Origin of the sequence: Pedobacter sp. (assembly GCF_965249885.1) — a bacterium.
In the GTDB taxonomy this organism is placed as follows: Bacteria; Bacteroidota; Bacteroidia; order Sphingobacteriales; family Sphingobacteriaceae; genus Pedobacter.
This window is the reverse complement of sequence record NZ_OZ252254.1, coordinates 1,381,112-1,404,283: the sequence shown is the minus strand read 5'-3', so window position 1 is coordinate 1,404,283 and position 23,172 is coordinate 1,381,112. Positions and strand designations below refer to the sequence as shown.

At 38.5% G+C, this 23,172-nt stretch carries 17 protein-coding genes; 13 read left to right on the top strand and 4 right to left on the bottom strand.

Features of this window, described 5'->3' with window-relative positions; all coding sequences use genetic code 11:
• From ACY2A0_RS05905 to ACY2A0_RS05895, 3 genes are all read left to right on the top strand, one after another.
• Positions 1–1,167: an efflux RND transporter periplasmic adaptor subunit gene (locus ACY2A0_RS05905; protein ID WP_461788626.1), complete on the top strand. Its 1,167-nt coding sequence runs from the start codon at positions 1–3 to the stop codon at positions 1,165–1,167.
• Between the two features lie 74 nt (positions 1,168–1,241).
• Complete coding sequence (locus ACY2A0_RS05900; RefSeq protein WP_461788625.1) at positions 1,242–4,418, top strand: efflux RND transporter permease subunit; 3,177 nt, start codon at positions 1,242–1,244, stop codon at positions 4,416–4,418.
• Between the two features lie 13 nt (positions 4,419–4,431).
• The gene (locus ACY2A0_RS05895; RefSeq protein WP_461788624.1) at positions 4,432–5,841 is read left to right on the top strand and encodes an efflux transporter outer membrane subunit; all 1,410 of its coding nucleotides are present in this window, start codon (positions 4,432–4,434) and stop codon (positions 5,839–5,841) included.
• Between the two features lie 225 nt (positions 5,842–6,066).
• Here ACY2A0_RS05895 and ACY2A0_RS05890 read toward each other — a convergent pair whose 3' ends face one another.
• The gene (locus ACY2A0_RS05890) at positions 6,067–8,355 is read right to left on the bottom strand and encodes a helix-turn-helix domain-containing protein (protein WP_461788623.1); all 2,289 of its coding nucleotides are present in this window, start codon (positions 8,353–8,355) and stop codon (positions 6,067–6,069) included.
• 204 nt (positions 8,356–8,559) lie between these two features.
• Here ACY2A0_RS05890 and ACY2A0_RS05885 point away from each other — a divergent pair, with 204 nt between their 5' ends.
• Both ACY2A0_RS05885 and ACY2A0_RS05880 read left to right on the top strand, forming a co-directional pair.
• Positions 8,560–11,349, top strand: coding sequence for an outer membrane beta-barrel protein (locus ACY2A0_RS05885; protein WP_461788622.1), 2,790 nt, complete (start codon positions 8,560–8,562; stop codon positions 11,347–11,349).
• An 11-nt stretch (positions 11,350–11,360) separates the two neighbouring features.
• Complete coding sequence (locus ACY2A0_RS05880; RefSeq protein WP_461788621.1) at positions 11,361–12,143, top strand: GLPGLI family protein; 783 nt, start codon at positions 11,361–11,363, stop codon at positions 12,141–12,143.
• Between the two features lie 148 nt (positions 12,144–12,291).
• On the opposite strand, the gene ACY2A0_RS05875 is transcribed toward ACY2A0_RS05880, so the two are convergent.
• The 3 genes from ACY2A0_RS05875 to ACY2A0_RS05865 all read right to left on the bottom strand — a co-directional run bounded on the left by ACY2A0_RS05875 (position 12,292) and on the right by ACY2A0_RS05865 (position 15,389).
• A complete protein-coding gene (locus ACY2A0_RS05875) occupies positions 12,292–12,984 on the bottom strand; it encodes a response regulator transcription factor (RefSeq protein WP_461788620.1) in 693 nt (230 codons plus the stop codon).
• A gap of 48 nt (positions 12,985–13,032) precedes the next feature.
• Positions 13,033–14,877, bottom strand: a complete 1,845-nt coding sequence (locus ACY2A0_RS05870) for a sensor histidine kinase (protein WP_461788619.1) — start codon at positions 14,875–14,877, stop codon at positions 13,033–13,035.
• A gap of 140 nt (positions 14,878–15,017) precedes the next feature.
• Entirely contained in the window at positions 15,018–15,389 is a 372-nt protein-coding gene (locus ACY2A0_RS05865; RefSeq protein WP_461791041.1) for a DUF3127 domain-containing protein, read from the bottom strand.
• Between the two features lie 66 nt (positions 15,390–15,455).
• Between ACY2A0_RS05865 and ACY2A0_RS05860 the strand changes: the two genes are divergently transcribed.
• From ACY2A0_RS05860 to ACY2A0_RS05825, 8 genes are all read left to right on the top strand, one after another.
• The gene (locus ACY2A0_RS05860) at positions 15,456–16,649 is read left to right on the top strand and encodes a THUMP domain-containing class I SAM-dependent RNA methyltransferase (protein WP_461788618.1); all 1,194 of its coding nucleotides are present in this window, start codon (positions 15,456–15,458) and stop codon (positions 16,647–16,649) included.
• A gap of 95 nt (positions 16,650–16,744) precedes the next feature.
• A complete protein-coding gene (locus ACY2A0_RS05855) occupies positions 16,745–16,981 on the top strand; it encodes a helix-turn-helix domain-containing protein (RefSeq protein WP_461788617.1) in 237 nt (78 codons plus the stop codon).
• Positions 16,982–17,096: 115 nt separating this feature from the next.
• The gene (locus tag ACY2A0_RS05850) at positions 17,097–17,744 is read left to right on the top strand and encodes an HD domain-containing protein (RefSeq protein ID WP_461788616.1); all 648 of its coding nucleotides are present in this window, start codon (positions 17,097–17,099) and stop codon (positions 17,742–17,744) included.
• A gap of 52 nt (positions 17,745–17,796) precedes the next feature.
• Positions 17,797–19,053, top strand: a complete 1,257-nt coding sequence (locus ACY2A0_RS05845; protein ID WP_461788615.1) for a putative DNA modification/repair radical SAM protein — start codon at positions 17,797–17,799, stop codon at positions 19,051–19,053.
• Positions 19,054–19,125: 72 nt separating this feature from the next.
• Positions 19,126–19,881, top strand: a complete 756-nt coding sequence (locus ACY2A0_RS05840; RefSeq protein WP_461788614.1) for a TIGR03915 family putative DNA repair protein — start codon at positions 19,126–19,128, stop codon at positions 19,879–19,881.
• Between the two features lie 131 nt (positions 19,882–20,012).
• A complete protein-coding gene (locus ACY2A0_RS05835; RefSeq protein WP_461788613.1) occupies positions 20,013–21,065 on the top strand; it encodes a sensor histidine kinase in 1,053 nt (350 codons plus the stop codon).
• A gap of 146 nt (positions 21,066–21,211) precedes the next feature.
• Entirely contained in the window at positions 21,212–21,853 is a 642-nt protein-coding gene (locus ACY2A0_RS05830; protein ID WP_461788612.1) for a DUF47 domain-containing protein, read from the top strand.
• A gap of 6 nt (positions 21,854–21,859) precedes the next feature.
• Complete coding sequence (locus ACY2A0_RS05825) at positions 21,860–23,152, top strand: inorganic phosphate transporter (protein ID WP_461788611.1); 1,293 nt, start codon at positions 21,860–21,862, stop codon at positions 23,150–23,152.
• Positions 23,153–23,172: the final 20 nt, after the last annotated feature.

Genomic DNA, 23,172 nt, shown 5'->3' with positions numbered 1-23,172 from the left:
ATGAAACAATCCTCAATTTATTTATCGCTGATGGGCACAGCCCTATTTTTGGCAGCTTGCAGTTCGGGAAATAAAGATCCGAAGGCGGGTGCACCCACTGGTCCACAGAATTATCCGGTAGTGCAAATTGACGCCATGAATACTACACTGGAAAGCGATTATCCTGCTACGCTAGAAGGACAACAAAATGTAGACATCAGACCAAAAATTGATGGTTTTATTGAGAAAATTTATGTAGATGAAGGTGCAACCGTAAAGCAAGGACAGCCTTTATTTAAAATTAATGCTCCACAATATGAGCAAGCAGTACGTACTGCACAAGCGGCTATTAGCAGTGCCGAAGCAGAAGTAAATGCAGCGCAACTGCAATACAATAAAACTAAGCCACTGGTTGAAAAAGATATCATCAGTAAATTCGACTTAGATAATGCTGCCCTAACCCTTACTGCAAAGAAGGCAAATTTGGCTCAAGCTAAAGCTGCTTTGGTTAATGCAAAGGTAAACTTGGGCTACACTGTGGTGAGCAGTCCTACCAATGGTGTAATTGGCACCATCCCTTACAAAGTGGGAGCTTTGGTAAGCAGCACAAGTCAAGAGCCATTAACAACAGTTTCGAGCATTAGCAAAGTTTATGCTTATTTCTCTTTGAATGAAAAGCAGCTGCTACAAATTGCAAGAAATACTAAAGGGCGTACGCTAGAAGACAAAATCAAGCAAATTCCAAGTGTAACTTTGGTGTTGGCTGATGGTAGCATTTACACAGAAAAAGGAAAGATAGAAACTGTTAGCGGGCAAATCAACACCGCTACTGGTTCATCTAGTTTAAGAGCTACGTTTCCTAATCCTAACGGTTTGCTGCGCTCTGGCTCCAGCGCCTCTATTCGCATCCCACAATATGTGGAAAATGCTTTGTTGGTACCGCAAAAATCGACTACCGATATCCAGGGTAAAAAATTTGTTTACCTAGTGACCGATACCGGTGGCGTTAAATCAACCAACGTGGAAATTATGGAGCTTACCAAAGGCAATTACTATGTGGTTACTAAAGGCTTAAAACCTGGAAATAAAATTGTATTGGAAGGTTTTGCTTCATTAAAAGATGGCGATAAAATTAAGCAACAAGTAAAATCGGCAGACTCTGTATTTGCGGAGGCGAAAAATAAATAAGTTACATTTTTTGTAAAGTAGAAAGGTTGCGAATTTAACAACGTTTCAACTTTCAAACATTCCAACAAAGTCTCATGTTTAAAAAATTTATCGAAAGGCCAGTACTTTCTACCGTAATCTCCATCATCATTTTGATTTTGGGTGTATTGGGTATCATTACTTTGCCTGTTTCACAATATCCAGAAATTGCGCCGCCAACGGTGCAGGTTTCAGCGTCTTACCAAGGTGCCAATGCCGATGTAGTAATGAGTAGTGTGGTAGTACCGCTGGAGGAACAAATTAACGGTGTGGAAGACATGACCTACATGACTTCATCTGCAGGAAACGATGGTTCGGCTACCATTACCGTAAACTTTAAATTGGGCACTAACCCCGATCTAGCTGCCGTAAACGTACAAAACCGTGTGGCTAGGGCTACCAGTTTACTTCCTGCTGAGGTAACTAGAGCTGGTGTGATTACCGCAAAAAGACAATCCAGTAACGTATTGATTTTTGCCCTTAACAGTGAAGATCCAGCTTATGATCAGAAATTTTTGCAGAACTATGCAGAAATCAACATCATTCCTCAAATTAAAAGGGTGACCGGCGTAGGTGATGTAAACGCATTTGGACAGTCAATTTACACCATGCGTTTATGGCTTAAGCCTGATGTGATGGCGGCTTATCGACTAATCCCAAGTGATATTAGTGCTGCGCTTGCGGATCAAAATATTGAAGCCGCTCCCGGACAACTAGGGGAGCAAGGACAGCAATCTTTCCAATACACGTTAAAATATACCGGCCGCTTAAAAGATGAGACCCAATTTGGCGACATCATCATCAGAACTGCAGAAAATGGGCAAGTCCTAAAGCTGAAGGATGTTGCAAGAATTGAATTGGGTGCGCAAAGTTATGCTTCGTCAGTTAAATTAAATGGTAAATCCGCACTAGGTTTTGCCGTGAACCAAACGGCCGGCTCTAATGCAAAAGAGGTAATTGACGGTGCACTAAAGGCCTTGCAAACAGCTGAAGGCAATTTTCCTACTGGTATTAAATATGAAGTGTTAACCAATGTAAACGACTTCTTAGACGCTTCCATTGAGAAAGTACTGCACACTTTAGTGGAAGCTTTTATCTTAGTGTTTATCGTAGTATTTATTTTCTTACAGGATTTTAAATCTACTTTAATTCCGGCTATTTCTGTGCCGGTAGCTATTGTTGGTACGTTCTTTTTCTTGAGTCTGTTTGGATTTACCATTAACCTACTTACTTTATTTGCCTTGGTACTAGCCATTGGTATTGTTGTGGATGATGCCATTGTAGTAGTGGAAGCAGTGCACTCCAAATTGGACAAAGGCTATAAATCGGCACGTAAAGCTACTTTGGACGCCATGGATGAGATTACTGGCGCCATCATCTCCATCACTTTGGTTATGGCAGCGGTATTTGTTCCTGTAAGTTTCATTGCAGGTTCGTCAGGGGTATTCTTTAAACAGTTTGGTTTAACACTGGCCATATCCATCATTTTATCAGCCGTTAACGCCTTAACATTAAGTCCGGCGCTTTGTGCTTTATTGCTTAAACCACATAAAGATGATCACGAGGAGAAAAAAGGGTTCATGAAACGCTTTTATGCGGCATTCAACGCTTCTTTTGAAACCATGACACGCCGTTACAAAGGAGCCGTTTACTTCTTCTCCAAGAAAAAATGGTTGGCCGGATTGGGCTTGTTAGCGTTCGTTGCAGCATTTGTATGGGCATTTAACACTACTCCAAAAGGTTTTGTTCCTAACGAAGATTTAGGTGCAATCATGTCGGATATTTCGTTGCCACCAGGAACATCACAAGAAAGAACCGATCAAGTAGTGAGTAAAATAGATAGTATTGTAAGAACAGTACCTGAAGTGAGATTAACACTGAAAGTGGTGGGCAGAGCAATGATCAGCGGTTCGGGAAGTTCGTACGGAATGGTAATTAGCCGTTTAAAACCTTGGGACGAGCGTAAACGCGATGTGAAAACCATTATTGGAGAACTATTCGCCAAAACGGCCAACATGAAAGAAGCGAAAATCATCTTCTTTGCACCTCCAACCATCCAAGGTTTTGGTACAGGCGGTGGTTTCGAGTTCCAGTTGCAAGACAGAACAGGTGGTACCATCCAAAATTTTGCTCAGGTATCTAATCAGTTTTTAGCAGCCTTAAATCAACGTCCTGAAATTCAGTACGCAGCTACCTCTTTCAACCCTAATTTTCCTCAATATTTAATTACAGCCAATGTTGCCAAAATTAAACAGGCAGGTTTAAATGTGAATGATGTAATGAGCGTAATGCAAGGTTATTATGGTGGTGTTTACGCTTCAAACTTCAATAAATTTGGTAAGCAATATCGTGTAGTTTACCAAGCCGACCCTCAATACAGAGCTAATCTGGAAAGCTTGAACAACGTTTATGTACGTACGCCGAGCGGTGTGATGGCACCGATTACAGGTTTTATTTCTACCGAGCGAGTTTACGGTCCACAGGCAATTTCGAGGTTTAATCTTTATACCTCTATCGCTATTACTGGTAATCCTAAACCTGGCTATAGCTCCGGCGATGCCTTGAAAGCCGTACAAGAAGAAGCAGCTAAAATTTTACCGCAAGGTTATGGCTATGAGTTCTCAGGCTTGTCTAGAGAGGAGCAATCCAGCGGAAACCAAACCGTTTTCATTTTCTTGCTGTGTTTGATTTTCGTTTATTTCTTGCTTTGTGCGCAGTACGAAAGTTATGTACTGCCTTTAGCGGTAATTTTATCCTTGCCGGTAGGTTTGGCAGGTGTATTTATTTTCGATAAAATTTTCGGAATTGATAACAACATCTACACCCAAATTACCTTGATTATGCTGATAGGCTTGTTAGCTAAAAATGCCATTTTAATTGTTGAGTTTGCCGCAGAGCGGAGAAGAAATGGAATGACCATTTTGCAAGCCGCTTTGGAAGGTGCTACCGCTAGGTTACGTCCAATTTTGATGACATCCTTCGCATTCATATTGGGTATTTTACCATTGATGTTGTCATTTGGTGTGGGTGCTGCTGGTAACAATTCAATTGGTACAGGCGCTGTAGGAGGAATGCTTTTTGGTACTGTTTTCGGGATTTTCATTATCCCCGTACTATTTATTGTGTTCCAAACTTTACAGGAAAAAGTGAGCAGCAAATCGCCTTTTGATGATAGCGTTATGGAAAAGCAAACGCATCTAAATTTTGAGCAAACCGGAAATCCAGAGGATTAATTTAACCATCGACATGAAAAGAAATCATAAAATATCGATACTATTTGCAAGCATTTTGATGCTGAGTTTAGGTGCTTGCGTAACACAACAATATAAACGCCCGGCAGAATTAAAATCCGATGCTTTATATCGTGATGTGCAAAGTGCCGACAGTACCAATATTGCCAATTTGCCAACTAGTACTTTATTTACCGACCCTCAATTACAGGTTTTAATTAAAGAGGGGATTGAAAATAATTTAGATTTGAAAAGTGCTATTGAACGCATGAATAGTGCCGCTGCAAATTTAAGATTAAGTAAAGATGCATTTTTGCCTAGTTTAAACTTGGATCTTTCGGCTACCGATAATAAGCAATCAAGAGCTGCCCTAAACTTACCTTCCAACATTGCTATACCATTGGAGACCCAACTTTACAGAGCGCAATTGAGCACTGCTTGGGAACTGGATATTTGGGGTAAGTTAGGAAGTGCCAAACGTTCGGCTTTAGCGTCTTACCTACAAACAGAGGCGGCAAAACGAGCGGTGCAGACACAATTGGTAAGTTCCATTGCAAACAATTATTACACACTACTTGCGCTAGATTTGCAACTGAAAATTACGGAGCAAACCTTAGCAAGCAGGATTAAAAATGTAGAAGCCATCAGAGCATTGAAGGAAGCTGGAATTGTAAATGGTGCTGCGGTTGTGCAAAGTGAAGCTAACAGATATGCGGCTGAAGTGAGCATTCCTGATTTGAAACGTAGCATCAGAGAAACTGAAAACGCACTTAATGTTTTGCTTGGAAAATCGGCTGGACCTATCGCAAGAACCAGCTTTGAAGCACAGCAAGATTACAAGGATTTACAAGTTGGTCTTTCTTCTTTATTGCTGAAAAACCGTCCGGATGTGCAACAGGCAGAATTTGCGTTTAGAACTGCATTTGAGAACACTAACGTGGCTAAAACTTATTTTTATCCGCAGCTTACCTTAACTGCAAACGGGGGTTTGTCTTCGCTTACACTAGAAAACTTCTTCAATAACTCGATATTTTACAGTATTGTTGGCGGCTTAACTCAGCCTATCTTTAACAAAGGGCAAAACAGGGCCAGGTTAGCAACCGCAAAAGCTGCGCAGCAGGAATCTTTCTATAGTTTCCAAAAAACAATGTTAACTGCAGGATCGGAAGTATCAAATGCGCTTTATGCTTACCAAACTGCTGTTGAAAAAGAAAATTCTAGAGCTAATCAAATCGCATCCTTAGAAAAAGCCGTTGACTATACCAAGGAGTTGCTGAAATACAGCTCTGCAACTAATTATACCGATGTATTGACTTCTGAACAAAGTTTATTGACAGCACAACTAAATGCGGTGAATGATAAATTACAGAAACTTCAGGCTGTTGTGAACCTGTACCGTGCATTAGGCGGAGGCTGGAGGGAATAGCGCAAATATTATAATTTTGATAAAGGCTCCGGAGAAATTCGGAGCTTTTTATTTAGGTACCTTCATTGCGATTATAAGCGCTACGTCGTTGCGAGCTTTGCGAAGCAATCTTAATGCAATTGTATGCTATCTAAGTTGTAAGATTGCTTCGTCGTCCCTCCTCGCAATGACGGAACGTTGTTTACAGCGCTGCGCACTCTACCCCTTTGAGAGCGTGGGTCGCATCTATCCCCCTTCCGCTAAATAGGCCGCAATCGCAATTTTGATTTCACCAAAGTCATAAGCTTTACCCACATGGTCGCGTATTTCATTAAGCTTTAAACTTTTCAGTTCCCTTATGGCGTGCAACAAAACCTCTAGTTTATGTTTGGCAATCACCTTATCCGCGCTAATTTGATTTTGGGAGATGTAATGCGCCAAATGCCCTTCAATTGTTCCTTTTGTCATTTTGCGTTCAAAGGCAATTCCACTAGGCGTTTTGCCCTCATTAAATAAAGCTAAAGTAACCTCTTTCGTATCTATCTTTGGCTTTTTCTCCTTTTCTGCTTTTTTTCTGAACCTATTTATTGGTGTACTTTCCTCCCTTTCCAAATGTTCCTTATCTGGCAAGTTACGGGCTTTTTTCATTTGTTCTTCACGCTTAGCCAAGCCAAACAATGCATTTAAGCTTTCTTTGCTCAACTCCTGATTTGACACTTTTGCACTTAGCATTTCTTTAGCTCGCACCACTTTTTTGAACTGTTCGTAGTACATCGCCTCTAGGTCTAGCAGTTCATTTAAATACTCTTTAGTTTGTTTTTGCTGTTTTACCAGCTCAATGTGCTCAAAAATAAGTTCGCTTTGCGAGGTTAAAATCGGCAGAAAATAGTTTGCGCCAGCCTCCACCCGTTCAATTAATTTGCTAAAATCATGGGTTTCGTTCGGTACAAAAAGCTGGTCAAGTTGCCTCAAAAATTTATCAGCATGTACTTTGGCCCCTATCAAATTTTGTTGAAGCTGAGTTGCCCAAAGTAAATGCGTTTGTTTTACCGATCGCTTTTCATCCTTGCTGTAACTAAATACATGCTCATAGACAAAATTGTCCAGCAAGCTAAAATCAAATGCCTGTATTAACGACTGTTTTAAAAATAAATCGGCTTCTTTTACCACCTGCGTTAACAAACTTTCCTGTTGTTCTTTGGTACGTGAATAGTAGGCCACATTCTGATCGGCTTTCATGCCCCGACTGTTCAAATGAGAAGTAAGAATCAAACCGTCTAAAGACCTTAAACGAGAAAGTGCAACGTAAATTTGTCCCGGTGCAAAGGCATCACCAATGTCAACTATAGCTTTATCAAACGTTAACCCTTGGCTTTTGTGCACCGTAATTGCCCAAGCCAATTTTAATGGATATTGGGTAAACGTCCCGATTTCTTCCTCCTCAATCTCATTGGTGTTTTTATTGGTCGTGTATCTGATGTTCTTCCAAATATAGCGCTCCACGTTAATGGGATAGGTGTTCCCTTCGGGCAATACCTCAATGCTATCGCTTTTTAAAGCAGTAACTACAGCCAGTTTGCCATTAAAAAAACGCTGTTCGCCCGTCTGGTCATTTTTAATGAACATCACTTGGGCACCAACTTTTAGTTCCAAAGTTTTCTCCAACGGAAACGCACTCTCTGGAAACTCCTTTTCAATGGTTGACGTATAGCGGTAGGCTCTTCCCTCTAACTCCGCCAAGGCATGTTTGTTCATTGCATCGGCTTTGCTGTTATGTGTTGTTAGGGTAATGTAGTTTTCGTTGATATCTGGCTTAAAATTTTCTCGGTAATGACTTTTAAGCAAAGCGATATCTTTTTCGGTAGGCGTATTATTGCGTAGGTTATTCAGTAGGTCTACAAAAGTTTGGTCAGATTGACGGTAAATTTTATCTAACTCAATATAAATTGGCGGATGACTTTGCAGGCATAAGGCATCAAAGAAAAATGGACTCTGATAAAATTTAGCCAACAGCTCTTGTTCCTGATTTTTAACCACTGGAGGCAGCTGGTACAAATCGCCGATAAACAGCAGCTGAACACCTCCAAAATTTTGGTTGTTTTTGCGCACATACCTAAGCACAAAATCAATGGCATCCAACAAATCAGCACGCAACATACTTACCTCATCGATAATCAGAAGCTCCAAATCGAGTAAAATACGACGCTTAACGGCATTCATGCTTAAATGGCGCACAATACTTTTAGGGGTATTGTATGGCACACCTGATGGCAAATCCTGGTTAGGCACAATACGCGGAACAAAAGCACCAAACGGCAATTGAAATAACGAGTGTATGGTTACACCAGCCGCATTAATAGCAGCAATACCGGTAGGGGCAACAATCACACTGCGCTTGTGCGTACGCGAAATAATTCCACGCAAAAAGGTAGTTTTTCCCGTTCCGGCCTTTCCTGTTAAAAAGATGTGCCGCGATGTTTGATTGATAAATCTCGCTGCAAGTTCGGCAGGCTGAAGCTGTTCGTTTTCTTCCAAGGCTTTTGTTTAAATGGCTCTATGTTGTTTAAAGTACAAATTTAGTGTTAATCAGCAGCTTTTTTGTTAAAAAATCCTGCAACTAAAAGGAGTGAAATAATGGATATAGTACAAAAATCGAATACTTAAATAATGTTAAAATTGTTAAAACACACGTCAACTAACAATTTAGTTTATATATTAGCGATTCATCAAACTAAACAAATGAAGAAAACGTTTCTCTCTCTCATCATCTTATTGCTATTTACTGTGATAGCAAAAGCGCAAAGCAACTCAGTAAAAGGCTTCATTATCGATCTCTCCTCAAACGCAAAATTGCACAACGCTACGGTAAGTGTACTTAATGCAAAAGATTCTACGCTCTACAAATTTACTAGGGCCGCTCAAAATGGTAGCTTTAATTTTGAAAACATTAAAAAAGGAGATTTCATCCTTTTAGTTACTTATCCCGAGTATGCTGATTTTGTCAATAAATTTTCTATCGACTCCGTTAATAACGCTATAGATTTTAACGCCATTGATATGAAGACTAAGGCAAAACTGCTGAACGAAGTGATTATCAAAGGGCAAGCCGCTGCCATAAAGATCAAAGGTGATACCACAGAATTTAATGCCGCAGCGTATAAAATACAACCCAACGACCGGGTGGAAGATTTGCTTAAAAAGTTTCCGGGCGTAACAGTGGATGCACAGGGAAAAATTACTGCACAAGGTAAAACGGTAGAAAAAGTGTTGGTAGATGGCGAAGAGTTTTTTGGAGATGATCCTACTTTAGTCACCAAAAACTTAAGGGCCGATATGGTTGACAAGGTACAGCTGTTTGAGAAATCAAGTGACCAAGCTGCTTTCACTGGCGTGGATGATGGGCAAAAAAAGCAAACCTTAAATATTGTATTGAAGGAAGATAAAAAGCATGGCTACTTCGGTAAAGTAGATGTTGGTTATGGTACCGACGATTTTTATCAGGTGCAGGCCATGATCAATAAGTTCAAAAATAAGGAGAAAATTGCAGCTTACTTTACCTCAAGCAATACTGGGAAAACTGGCTTAGGATGGGAAGATGCCGGAAAATATGGCTCATCAAGTAATGTAGAGATGAACGATGATGGCATGATTTTCATTGGTGGCGGCGATGATTTAGATGAAGGAGGACGTTACTGGGGCGAAGGAATACCACGTGCCAACAACGGCGGTGTACATTACGAAAATAAGTGGAATGATGGTAAGCAAGGCATCAATGCCAACTACAAAGCTGGCGGCTTAAATGTGAAAATCAACAAAAACACCATTAACCAACGGAATTTGCCTAATGCTATCTTTAATACCAATAGCGATGAAGATACCAATAACGATACATTCAGGCAAAAAATTGATGCGACGTATAATGTCAAGATAGACACTACCTCTACTTTAAAAGTTGCGGTAGATGCGACGTTGAAAAACACAGAAAGTAGTGTAATCAATAATTCGATTGGAAGGAGAGGCGATAATACGCTGCTTAATACAGGCAATCGTAACACCACTAATGAAGGCGAGCAGCAATTATTTAACTTAAGTGCACTTTACACCAAAAAACTTAAAAAGCTTGGTCGAAATTATACAGTTAATTTGAGCCAAAATTACAGTAAGTTAAATAGCGAAGGATATCTAAAATCGCTCAATAAATTTTTCGACGAAGATGAAAATGAGAAGTTATCGGAACGTCAAAATATAGATCAGTTAAAAGATAACAACATTACAACTAATAAACTAGCAACAAATATTACCTATAATGAGCCTATCTCCAAGTTTTTTAGTTTATTGGCAAATTACGGGCTTACCTACACTACCAACAGCGCAGATCGTGTGACCTACGATGCAAGTTCACCCGGAGTGTACAATAGATTCAACGACGAATTTAGCAACAACTTTGAAGCTGATCAACTTATCAATCAATTGGGTGCAATTTTTAGTTATAAAAAGGGGAAAAAAGTAGTCACGTTTGGTACCAAAACCAGCTTCATTAATTTTGATCAAACTGAAGTTTACAGTAATAACAACTTCAAAAGAAGCTTCATCAATTGGCTACCTCAGGCGTCTTATCAATATAAATTTTCAGCTCAAAAATCATTTAATATCAATTATAATGGTTCAAATACACAACCTAGTGTTACACAATTACAGCCTGTTAGAACCAATGACGATCCACTGAACATCGTTGAAGGTAATGAAAATTTAAAGCCAGCATACAATAACCGCATTTCGGCAAGGTACAATAGTTACAAGGTCATCAGTAGCCAAAATTTCTATATTAGTGGAAATTTGAATTTTACCAACAACCAGATAGTAAGTAACAATACTACGGATGCCAGTGGTAAAACCATCTACAAATCTGTTAACTTGGAGAACCACACACCTTTTAACTATTATGTTTACAGTGGTTATTCTCGCAAACTTTCTTTTCTGGCAGATATCAATGCTGGTATTGATTTAAGTTCAAACGGATCTAGAGTTTACAACTATGTAAATGGCGAGTTAAATATCACTAATAGTGTTACCTATAGGCCATCTATCAATATGAACAAGTACAATGATAAAGGACAACTTTATCTCTCATTCGGCCCTACATATACCTCCCAGCAAGCTTCTTTACAACAGCAGAACAATAACAAAGGCTGGGGATATAACGGTTACTTAGACTTCAGCATAAAACTGCCGAAAAAGATCTCCATAACATCAAGTTCCGAATACACCTATCAACCAAGCACAGCAACGTTTGACAATAAGTTGGAACGTTTGGTTATAAACGCATCGTTAAGCAAAGCTTTTTTTAAGGAAGAGAAGTTAAAGCTAATGTTAAGTGCTAACGATATCCTTAAGCAAAATGTTGGATTTAGAAGGTCTGTTTCAACCAACTCTATCATCCAAACCACATATAACAATATCAGTCGATACTTTTTATTCTCATTAATTTGGGATTTTAACAAAATGGGCGGCGCCGCAAAAACAAATTAATTCTCCAACCAATGAACGCATTAAAATACATTATCATTACAAGTTTAATTCTCTTAAGCTTTAAATCGAGAGCACAGAACGTACGTTTTGTTACGCAAGGAACCGTAGAGTTCGAGAAACGAGTAAATGCCTATGCTTTAATTAAACAACAAATTAAATTTTGGGGCGACGATTCCTTTTCCGCGTCAGCTTTTGAAAGCTATCAAAAAAACAATCCGCAGTTTAAAGTTGCTAAGAGTAAATTAGTGTTTTCCAATCAGGTTACGGCTTTTTTACCTGAAGAAGATGCCATTGCGCCTTCAAATAATTGGTTTTCCAACATGGTTGAATTTAAACAGTCTAACCACATTCAAACCAACTTAGCGGCAGGTACAAGCAAAACATCAAAGAAAGTTTATGATGAAACTTATTTGGTGACTGACAGCATCAGAAAAATCAACTGGAAAATAACTGACGAGTTCAGAAATATAGCCGGTTATAATTGTCGTCGTGCCAATGCCCTGATAATGGATTCCATTTATGTAGTTGCATTTTACGCAGAAGAAATTGCTGTAAGTGGTGGGCCTGAATCTTTTAGTGGTTTGCCAGGTATGATTTTAGGCTTAGCCTTACCACATGATCACGTTACTTGGTTCGCTACTGCTGTAACAGATGTTCCAGTAACAGAAGATAAGTTGAAAATTCCAACTAAAGGGAAGCCAGTAGACAACAAGCAGCTCTATGATATTTTGAAAAAGGCTTTGAAAAATTGGGGAAAATCTGCCAATCAAACCTTTAAGTGGGCAATGCTTTAAAGTATTGTAATCACATAAAACGGTTAACTGTAAAATTGCGGTTAACCGTTTTTTATTTACTGCACTTTAAAAGATTAAATTTTTTCAATTATAGAAGAAAAGGCGCTAACAAGTCAATAAAACGATTTTGAGAGGCCCCTTAAACTTATCAATTTACCACTAACTTGTAGCCTTTGCCATGTACATTAATAATCTCCACCTTGGGGTCTTCCTTTAGGTATTTGCGTAATTTGCTCAGGAAAACATCCATACTACGCCCATTAAAGTAGTTGTCGTCATGCCAAATACTAATTAGCGCTTCTTCTCTTGTCAATACACTATTTTTCTTTAAACAAAGTAATCTTAACAGTTCCGCTTCTTTAGTAGAAAGCTTTTGTTGGCTTCCATTAAAATGAATTAGCTGCGTAGTATAATCGAAGGTATAACTTCCAATTTCAAACTGTTTTGGTTCTTCTTCTTGCGAAACTTGGGCTGATGAAACTCTTTTCAATAGTGCGTTTATGCGTAGCAAAAGCTCTTCAATCCTAAATGGTTTGGTAATGTAATCGTCGCCGCCTAAGTCGTAAGCTGCGGATTTATCTTCCATCATGGATTTAGCCGTTGCGAAAATAATAGGAACATGTTGGTCTATTTTTCTAATTTCAGCACCCAAAGTGAAACCATCTTTTTTAGGCATCATCACGTCCAATATGCACATGTCAAACTGTTGTTTGGCAAAAGCGGCAAGCCCTTCTTCGCCATCAGCGCAAAGCACAACATCAAAACTACCTTTTATCTGCAGGTAATCTTGCAATAATAATCCTAAATTCGGGTCATCTTCAACCAACAGTATTTTTTTCATTGATATTATTTTTAATGGTCATAAAGCAAATGAGTTGAATGTTCTCTATCAATTGCTTAATTTAAATGGCAGATAAATAGTGAACGTTGTTCCCTTATCTTTTTCGCTGTAAACTTTAATATTGCCGTTCATTTGTTCAACAATATCGCTTACATAGCTCAATCCTAAACCAAAACCTTTTACGTCATGTAAGTTTCCAGTAGGCACTCGGTAAAACTGATCAAATATTCTTTTTGCCTGTTCTTTTGTCATTCCAATACCTTCATCACTTACCTCAATAACAATACCGTTAGCTTGATTTTTGGTTTTGATATTGATCACTGGCGCCTCAGGACTGTATTTGTTTGCATTGTCAACCAAATTATAAATCATATTCGACAAATGGAGCTCATCACCAATTACTAAATCATTGGTAGCATCAAGCTGCAGATTAACCTGAGCTTGTTTCTTTTGCAATTGCAGGCTCATGCTATCCACAACCACTGCAATTAAATCATTCATGTTAACTGGGTTTCGTTCTAATTTAAGTTCTTTTTTATCCAGTTTGGCAACATTAAGTACTCGCTCTATGTGGTTGCCCAAGCGTACATTCTCGTCATAGATGATGCCTGCTAATCGGTTAATTCGAGCCTTGTCGGGAGTTAAATCAGGGTCTTTTAAGGCCTCGCTAGCTATCATAATGGTGGCAACTGGAGTTTTAAATTCATGTGTCATGTTGTTGATGAAATCTGTTTTCATTTCAGACAACTTCTTCTGTCTAATAATGGCATAGATCGTATATGCAAAAATCGAAACCAACACCAATAGCAGTCCAATAGAAGAGGCCAAGGTGGCGAACATGTTGTTAAAGATCAGAGCGTTTTTATTAGGGAAACTTACGTAAAGCATCCCTGGATCTTTAATTAATAAATCGTTGCTAAAAATAACTGTACTGAAAGTGTTTTTAGGCAACATTTGACCGCCAGCTAAAGAAACATTTCTATAAATCACTTTGCCGGTGTGTTGCGAAGGCGTTACCCAATAGTTATAATCTAAATCGATGTTTCGGCTAAGAAGTTCCTTTTTGATAAGTGTATCCACTATTTCCTGGCTAGGCATTCTTTCTATAAGCGGGATATCTTTTGATGCTATTTCCTTTGCAACATCCTGCAAAAGCCTCACATCACTTCTATTGTTAATTAAGCTTACAGTATCTGCATAAAGCCGTTCCAGTTCCATTTTATAACTGTGCTCAGCTTTGGCTTCTTCCATTTTGAATTTGACCTTAAGCTCAGGCTCTATCGTTGGTAAAATGATAAATTGAGGTCTGAAATCCGTTGGATTATAAGCTAAATAAATAATCGAATCGGGAAGTTTATCTAACCTGATAATTGGACGTTTGCGATTAAAATTTGCTGAAACTTTGCGGCCTACGATGATGCCATCTCGTGTTCTAAATTCATCTACCTTGTAGGTTAGTGTACTTTTGTTAGGATTTGGATTAGAAAGTATAGCGTAGTCTTCTTCGCTAATAATCTCAGGCTCCAGATAGTTGGCATGGATAATACTATCCTGCTCATTTAGGTACTTGATGACTTGTTGTTGCTGTTTAAGTGTTCGGCGAACTTTGTTTTCCTTATATCTTTCCTTAAATGCAACTATGCTGTCTGTTTTGCTCCGAATGTTACCTACTTCAAGCTCTTTTAGCTCAATATCTCTTTTGTTGAAGCGGTTGATTACGTTTTTCTTTTGAATTTTGTTGACTACCGCCGTAAGTGCTTGATTAACATTTTGTTCAAAAAGCTGCAATTTTAAATTGTACGATTCCCTGATGTAATACATTTGCATTACAAAAACGCCAAGTAAAGCTAGCGTCATTAAGGCTGTAATTATCCAAAGGCTCTTCTTCTTCATGCCAACATACCAAAGTTAAGTAACGCCAATACAAAACCGACTACGCTTTAACAATTTTTAACACTACAGTTACGTAAAAAAGCCGCTCAGTATATATTACTGAACGGCTTAATATGATGTTTATTCTCTTAAAAAGCGATTTAAAATGGCAAATCGTCGTCTTCGCCAGCTGCAGTATTTACGTCCACTGGAGCCGCATATTGAGGAGCAGCAGCAGGAGCGGCGGCAGTATTTGTCAATGCAGTGATGCGCCAAACTACCAAACTATTAAAATATGAAGTAACTCCATCTTTGTTGGTCCATGGACGGCCACGTAAATTGAACGATACCTCTATGTCATCTCCTTGCTTAAGTGTATCAAACAAAGCGGTTTTATCCTGTAAAGCTTCAAATCTAATATACTCTGGATAAGTAGGATTTTCTGCGTATTCAACAATTAAATCACGTTTTTTGAACGTCTCGCTCACTTGCTGTATGGCACCAATTTCGTGCACCTTCCCTTTAATTTCCATATCTGTACTAATATATTTCTCTTCCTCCCAAATCTCTATATTTTTATTGATAACTTCGCAAATCATATGACACAAGTTTTCCACACTAAGAGTAAGGTAATCATTACCTGTAATAAAAGGCTATCATCTTACCTAGCTAATGAAGTTGAAGAGTTAGGTTATGATATTGTTCGTGTTTTTCCGACAGGGGTTGAACTCAATATTACACTTAACGAATGTATTAAGCTCAACCTCAATCTGCGTTGTGCCAGTCAAATCTTGTATAGCTTAAAAAGTTTCAGCGCCAATAATCCCGATGAGCTCTACGAAGCGCTACGTGCCATGGCATGGGAAGATTTGATAGATTTTTCAGGGTATTTCTCTGTAACTTCCAATGTAGATAACGATTTTATCACAACACCGCTCTTTGCAAATTTAAAGGTTAAAGATGCTATTGTTGATAGAATTAAAGAGAAAAAAGGCATGCGTCCCAATAGCGGCTCTGACGCCAATAAAACTGTAGTTCATTTGTATTGGAAAGGTGCTGATGCGAATATATTTTTAGATACTAGTGGCGAAACTTTAAGCAAGCACAGCTACAGGAAAATCCCTGGGAAAGCGCCAATGTTGGAAGCTTTAGCGGCAAGTGTAATTATGGCAACAAAATGGGACAAAAAATCCCCCTTTATAAATCCGATGTGTGGATCTGGCACCTTAGCTATAGAGGCAGCTTTAATCGCTACTAACCGTAGGCCAGGCTTATTTCGGATGAACTATGGCTTTATGCACATAATAGGCTATGAAGAGGAAGTTTTTTTTGCAGAGCGAAGGATTTTAAAAGATCAAGTAATTAAGGAAGTTGATCTTAAAATTGTAGCGACAGATCTTTCCGAAGACGCAGTTGAAATTAGCCAAAAAAATGCTAAAACAGCAGGTGTTGACCAGTTAATACAATTTAGTGTCTGTGATTTTGCCGATACTCCTGTTCCGGAAAACACGAACGGAGTTGTTGTTTTTAACCCCGAATATGGTGAAAGGCTGGGAACGCACCATAAGTTGGAAATTACCTATAAGCGCATGGGCGATTTTATGAAAAGCCAATGTAAAGGATACTATGGATACATCTTTACAGGAAATCCTGATTTAGCGAAGAAAATAGGGCTGAAAGCTGATAAAAAGATTGAATTTTACAATGGAAAATTAGACTGTAGAATGTTAGAATATGAACTTTATGATGGGAGTCGTCGCCCCGAAAGTGAGAGACCCAAAAAGCACTTGTAAAGCCCTTAAAACTTTATTCCCGCGTTTGCTAATTAACCTAGTTGTGGATTGGCAAAGTTTTTGTAAAATCCTTCCAACATTTAACTACCTACACTATGAAGGAAACTTACAAAAAGGAGATGCAACGCATTGCGCTTCGCATTAGAAAAGTGAGAGAATACAAGAATTATTCTCAGGAGTATTTAGCCAAAAAAATCGGGATCTCACAAAATGCTTATAGCAAAATTGAATTAGGCTACAGCAAAATTACGTTGGACCGACTTTTTCACATTGCTAAATTACTTGATGTGGATACTAATGAACTCCTCACAACTAGACGAAACGCAATTTAAACGGAGTTATCTCTAGCGACCTAAGATATGCTTGCACAAAATGTGAGCATATTTTTTTTGTCCAATCTTTTGCCATACGCGATTTTCTAAAGCAATTATAACCTACCTTTGCGGCATGGAAAATGTCATTGCTCAAACCATTTCCTTTGTGAAGGAAACATTGGCCACTGCCGAAGCTGGTCATGATTGGTTTCATATCGAAAGGGTTTACAAAACAGCGCAAAACATTAATCGAGTTGAAAAAGCAGATGATTTAATTGTAGCGTTGGCCGCATTACTACACGATATTGCAGATAGTAAATTTAATAACGGGGACGAGGAGATTGGCCCACAAAAAGCTGGGGATTTTTTGGAAAAAATTGGGGTAGACCCAAATGTGATTAATGAAGTAAAGTTAATTATCAAAAATTTATCATTTAAAGCAAGCTTGGGTGATGTATCCTATTCCTCGCCAGAGTTAAATGTAGTGCAAGATGCGGACAGGCTTGATGCAATAGGAGCTATCGGTATAGCAAGAGCGTTTACTTACGGAGGTTTTAAAAACAGGGTGTTGTACAACCCAGACGTAAAACCTAATCTTCATATGAGCAAAGAAGAATACAAAAATACAACTGCACCCACCATTAATCACTTTTACGAAAAACTCTTGTTGCTTAAAAGTTTAATGAAAACAGATACTGGCCGAGCTTTAGCCGAAAAACGTCATGACTTTATGCTGGCTTACCTTGACCAGTTTTATGCCGAATGGGAAGGTGAAAAATAATACTAAAATTAATAGCTATTTTTACTATATTTGTTAGTAATAATAGTTTTGTATGTCTGATAGATTAATTGAAAAGTTAAATATACTAGCCGATGCAGCCAAATATGACGTGTCTTGTTCGTCGAGTGGCAGCGATAGAAAAAATACGAACAAAGGGTTAGGTAATGGTCACCACTCGGGAATTTGTCATACCTACACTGAAGATGGCCGTTGTGTATCACTACTGAAAATCTTACTTACCAACCACTGCATTTTCGATTGTGCTTATTGCGTTTCCAGACGTAGTAACGATATAGAAAGGGCGGCGTTTACAGTGGATGAAGTGGTAGAACTGACGATGAATTTTTACCGTCGAAACTATATAGAAGGTTTGTTCTTGAGCTCCGGAATTTTTAAAAATGCCGATTTTACTATGGAGAGGCTGTTGCGGGTAGTGAAAAAGCTCCGACTGGAAGAAAATTATAATGGTTACATTCATTTAAAGACAATTCCTGGTGCAAGCGATGAGCTAATTACCGAGGCTGGCCTTTATGCCGATAGGATGAGCATCAATTTGGAAATGCCCACAGAAACCGGACTTAAGCTACTGGCTCCAGAAAAAAGCCATGACGATGTAGTGAAACCATTGGGCTTTGTAAAAAATCAAATCATCCAATTTAGGGAAGAAAAGAAGCTGATTAAGAGCGTTCCAAAATTTGTTCCAGCCGGGCAAAGTACGCAAATGGTAATTGGAGCCACGCCAGAAACTGATAAGGATATCATGTACACTGCGGCAAAGTTCTACAAAAACTTTTCTTTAAAGAGAGTTTATTACTCTGGCTACATTCCGATAAGCAACGATAGTAGAATGCCAGTTTTAGGTACACAGCCGCCTTTACTTAGAGAAAATAGATTGTATCAAACCGATTGGCTAATGCGATTTTATGGATTTGACGTAAGGGAATTATTGAATGAAGAAAACCCGCATTTGGATACTGATGTTGATCCTAAATTAAGTTGGGCGTTACGAAACTTGCATCATTTCCCTATTGATATTAATACTGCCGATTATCAAATGATTTTGCGGGTTCCGGGCATAGGAGTGGGGTCGGCGCAAAAAATTGTACAAGCTCGTAAGTTTGGAAAGCTTTACATTCATCAACTTAAAAAAATCGGCATTGCCTATAATCGAGCTAAGCATTTCATCACTTGTGCTGATAGCCCTTTTCAATTAAAAGATTTTCAAGGACATCAAATTAAGGGTTTTATTTTAGCTGAAAGTCAAAGTAAATATTTGAAAACCGCTAACAATCAAATGCTATTATTTTAAGTCGTTGCAACGCAATTTGAAGATGGTAGGTGTCATCACCAAAAATTCAATTTCAAAAAAGTTCAAACTAAGATGATTTACATTTATGATGGAAGTTTAGAAGGCTTGCTTACCGCTGTTTTCGAATGGTTTGAGCGAAAGCCAGGAGCGATTAGGCTGATAGCTGAAGATCGATATCAGCCAGATGCTTTTACCAGCTGTTTTACAGTTTTAACGGAAAGAGCCAAGGCAGATAGGGTTTGGAAGGGGTTGGCCCAACGTTTAGACAGAGACTGGATGCGCAAAGCCTATTGCACTTTTCTTTCTGAAATACCAGAAATGCAGCAAGAGCTTTTCCTATTCATTTGCTACATTTTCCAGCATCAGGCAGGTGCCGAAAAAAATTACGGCAATAGCCACGTTTTAAATATTGCGCAAACCGCAAGAAAGGTGGAGCGAGAAAAACACAGAATGGAAGCGTTCATCAGGTTTCAAAAAACTGCTGATGGCATTTTCTATTGCGGCATTGATCCAGATTTTAATGTCATTCCATTAATAGTCAATCATTTTAAAAACAGATATGCAGATCAAAAATGGGTTATCTATGATTTAAAGCGACATTACGGCATTTTTTATGATTTGGATACAGTAGAGGAAATTGAAATGAACGTGGATATTCAGCAATTGAAACACGCTAAACAAACCTTGATGGATCAAAAAGAAGAGCTCTACGCTGATTTGTGGAAAAACTATTTCAAAAGCACCAACATCGTAGCAAGAAAAAACACTAAGCTGCATACACAACATGTGCCTAAACGCTATTGGAAATACCTCACTGAAAAATTATAGCCAGCCATGATGCCATAAAGCGTAGCAATAAGTAAAGAACTCGGCTATCTTAAATTTAATGGTTTTCTTCAGCCAACAAAATTCGGCAAACAGTTAACAATTTCTTAACTTAATAGCTTTAGTTTTGCATTATGAAGTTTAGTGTACTAGTTCTTATAACTGCCTTAGCTGTAGGCTTGTCTATCGGTTTGGTTAATTATCATTTCCAACAAAGCTGGTATTATCTGCTAATTTCATTTGGCGTATCATTTGGCACCAGTTTTTTGGTGTTCTATTATCTTTTAGAGAAATACATTTACAGTAAAATTAAACTCATTTACAAGCTTATCCATAATTTAAAATTAGGTAAAGATTTAAAAGAAGCGCTTGGCGAATATGTAAGTGCTGATCCTATTAACGACGTGCAGCAGGAAGTTGAAGAATGGGCTGGTGCGAAGAAAAAAGAAATTGAGCTGCTCAAAAAGCAAGAACAATTTAGAAGAGAATTTCTTTCCAATGTATCTCATGAATTTAAAACGCCACTTTTTGCAATTCAGGGTTATATCGAAACCTTGCAGGACTGCCTTACCGACGATCCTGAGATGGCGCTTAAGTTCTTGAAAAAGGCCGAAAATAATATCGAGAGACTAAGCTATTTAATTAAGGATTTGGATTCTATTTCCAAACTAGAAACCGGAGAAATACCCATTAACTACACCAAGTTTGATGTTGTTCCTTTAGTGAAAGAGGTATTCGAAATTTTAGAAGACAGGGCCATAAGTACCGGAACTAGACTGATCTTTAAGGACAAATATACCACGCCTACCATTGTACATGCAGATCGTGAAAAAGTGAGGCAAGTAATGATTAATTTAATTCAGAACTCCATAAAATACGGACGTGAGAATGGCTCAACCTCTGTTAAAATATTTGAATTGCACGATCAATATCTGATAGAAGTTACGGATGACGGTATGGGTATTGAAGAAAAACACTTACCTCGCCTATTCGAACGATTTTATCGCATAGACACCCACCGATCAAGAAAAGAAGGTGGTACTGGTTTGGGGCTAGCTATTGTAAAACACATTTTGGAAGCGCACCAGCAAACAATTTCGGTAAGGAGTACCCCAAATATTGGAACTACCTTTGCCTTTACGCTGCAGAAAAGTGTAGAGCCATTGTTACCGTACGGTAAAAAATAAGCACATGCCAATCGTCAATTATTTCAGTTAAAGGCTGATTTTGCAGATTTTCAATTGTTTACAGACTGAGCAACATTTAAAATAGTAGTCAAAGTTAACATTAACTTAACATTGCGGTTTTACTTTTGCATCATATTAAATAAGATATGAATAACATTTTTAGCTTCTTTACACCTAAGGATAAAAAATTTCAGCCATTATTTGAACAAGCTGGAAGTAACGTTAGGAAAATTGCAGAAGCCCTTTTAACGGTAGTAACTGTTAGCGACATTGAAAAAAGAAAAGAAGCCATTAAAGAGGTGGAGCGTCTTGAACACGTTGGCGACGATATTACCCATACCATCTTTATAGAGCTAAGCAAAAACTTTATTACTCCGTTTGACCGCGAAGATATCCATGCTTTAGCAAGTGCTATTGATGATATTGCCGATTATATCCACGCTTCGGCCGGAAACATTGAACTTTATAACGTACAAAACATTGGCGAGCCGATGGTAAAATTAGCTGAATTGCTAGTGGAAATGTGTACTGACTTAGAAAAAGCAATCAAAGAATTAAGAAGCTTTAAAAATATTAGAGTAATTGCTGATGCTTGCGTAAGAATCAACAGTGCTGAAAACCAAGCTGACTACACTTGTAACTTAGCTATTGCACGTTTGTTTGAATTTGAAACTAACGCTATTGAACTAATTAGACAGAAAGAAGTGCTACAAACTTTGGAAATCGCAACAGATAAATGTGAAGATGCAGCCAACGTACTTGAATCTATCTTAGTTAAAAACGCATAATCAATTATGACTATACTATTAACTATTATTGTTTTAGCCCTCATCTTTGATTACATCAACGGTTTTCATGATGCGGCTAATGCAATTGCAACCATTGTAGCTACTAAGGTGCTTACACCTTTTCAAGCGGTAGTATGGGCTGCATTTTTCAACTTCCTGGCGTATTGGGTTTTTGGTTTTGGCGTTGCCGATACCGTAGCTAAAACTGCCAATACCATGGAAATCAACTTGACGGTTATTTTAGCTGGTGTTATTGCAGCAATTATTTGGAACCTACTCACTTGGTGGTTTGGTATACCTTCTAGTTCTTCACACACACTTATTGGTGGTTTTGCTGGTGCAGCAATTGCACACGCTGGCCTAGATGTGGTGAATTGGTACAAAGAAGGTAAGGCGGGAGAACTTCCAACAGGAGTTTTGGTGATTATTGGATTTATTGTGCTTGCGCCACTAATTGGTGCTGTAGTTTCGTACTGTATATCGGTTTGGCTACTGCATTCGGCTAAAAAAAGCATAGGCCCTAAGCTTTTTACGCTTACGCTGATGATTGCTACGGTGGTTTTTGTTTACTATCAGATGGTGCCATATGATAAAATTCATAAACCTAGGTTTGAATCACATTTTTGGAGCGTTGCATTTGAATCTCATAATATTAAATGGTTTTTGGTTGCGTTCATCGTGCTTACCATCAGTTCTTTCTGCTTAATTTTTAGTTTCCTAAGCCATCACCAGTCAACTAAATGGCTTAAAAAAATGCAGCTTTTATCATCTGCAGCATTCAGTTTAGGTCACGGTGGAAATGATTCCCAAAAAGTAATGGGGATTATTGCCGCTGCGGTAGTGGTTTACATTCATCAAAGCGGTTCTACACTTGCGGATATGCCCGAATGGTTAAGGGTGGTTTTACCTTCTAAGGATGCATTAGGAGAAGACATTCCTGGACACATGCCTTCTTGGATTCCATTGGCATGTTATAGCGCTATAGCAGTGGGTACATTAAGCGGTGGCTGGAAAATTGTTAAAACAATGGGTTCTAAAATCACTAAAGTTACACCATTTGAGGGCGTAACTGCTGAAACTGCAGGTGCATTAACCTTATATTTTACAGAACATTTAAAAGTTCCTGTAAGTACTACTCATACTATTACTGGTTCAATTATCGGATCGGGATTAACCAAAGGTACATCAGCTGTTAAATGGGGGGTTACCGTAAAGCTAGTTTGGGCTTGGGTATTAACAATTCCTGTTTCTGCAGCACTTGCCGCTATCATTTACTACATCCTTAAGGTATTCATTTAAACTCAGTTTTTTAAAATAAC

Coding starts and splice junctions, on each gene's coding strand:
- ACY2A0_RS05905 (WP_461788626.1), top strand. CDS start 1: ATGAAACAATCCTCAATTTATTTATCGCTGATGGGCACAGCCCTATTT.
- ACY2A0_RS05900 (WP_461788625.1), top strand. CDS start 1,242: ATGTTTAAAAAATTTATCGAAAGGCCAGTACTTTCTACCGTAATCTCC.
- ACY2A0_RS05895 (WP_461788624.1), top strand. CDS start 4,432: ATGAAAAGAAATCATAAAATATCGATACTATTTGCAAGCATTTTGATG.
- ACY2A0_RS05885 (WP_461788622.1), top strand. CDS start 8,560: ATGAAGAAAACGTTTCTCTCTCTCATCATCTTATTGCTATTTACTGTG.
- ACY2A0_RS05880 (WP_461788621.1), top strand. CDS start 11,361: ATGAACGCATTAAAATACATTATCATTACAAGTTTAATTCTCTTAAGC.
- ACY2A0_RS05875 (WP_461788620.1), bottom strand. CDS start 12,984: ATGAAAAAAATACTGTTGGTTGAAGATGACCCGAATTTAGGATTATTA.
- ACY2A0_RS05870 (WP_461788619.1), bottom strand. CDS start 14,877: ATGAAGAAGAAGAGCCTTTGGATAATTACAGCCTTAATGACGCTAGCT.
- ACY2A0_RS05865 (WP_461791041.1), bottom strand. CDS start 15,389: ATGGAAATTAAAGGGAAGGTGCACGAAATTGGTGCCATACAGCAAGTG.
- ACY2A0_RS05860 (WP_461788618.1), top strand. CDS start 15,456: ATGACACAAGTTTTCCACACTAAGAGTAAGGTAATCATTACCTGTAAT.
- ACY2A0_RS05855 (WP_461788617.1), top strand. CDS start 16,745: ATGAAGGAAACTTACAAAAAGGAGATGCAACGCATTGCGCTTCGCATT.
- ACY2A0_RS05850 (WP_461788616.1), top strand. CDS start 17,097: ATGGAAAATGTCATTGCTCAAACCATTTCCTTTGTGAAGGAAACATTG.
- ACY2A0_RS05845 (WP_461788615.1), top strand. CDS start 17,797: ATGTCTGATAGATTAATTGAAAAGTTAAATATACTAGCCGATGCAGCC.
- ACY2A0_RS05840 (WP_461788614.1), top strand. CDS start 19,126: ATGATTTACATTTATGATGGAAGTTTAGAAGGCTTGCTTACCGCTGTT.
- ACY2A0_RS05835 (WP_461788613.1), top strand. CDS start 20,013: ATGAAGTTTAGTGTACTAGTTCTTATAACTGCCTTAGCTGTAGGCTTG.
- ACY2A0_RS05830 (WP_461788612.1), top strand. CDS start 21,212: ATGAATAACATTTTTAGCTTCTTTACACCTAAGGATAAAAAATTTCAG.
- ACY2A0_RS05825 (WP_461788611.1), top strand. CDS start 21,860: ATGACTATACTATTAACTATTATTGTTTTAGCCCTCATCTTTGATTAC.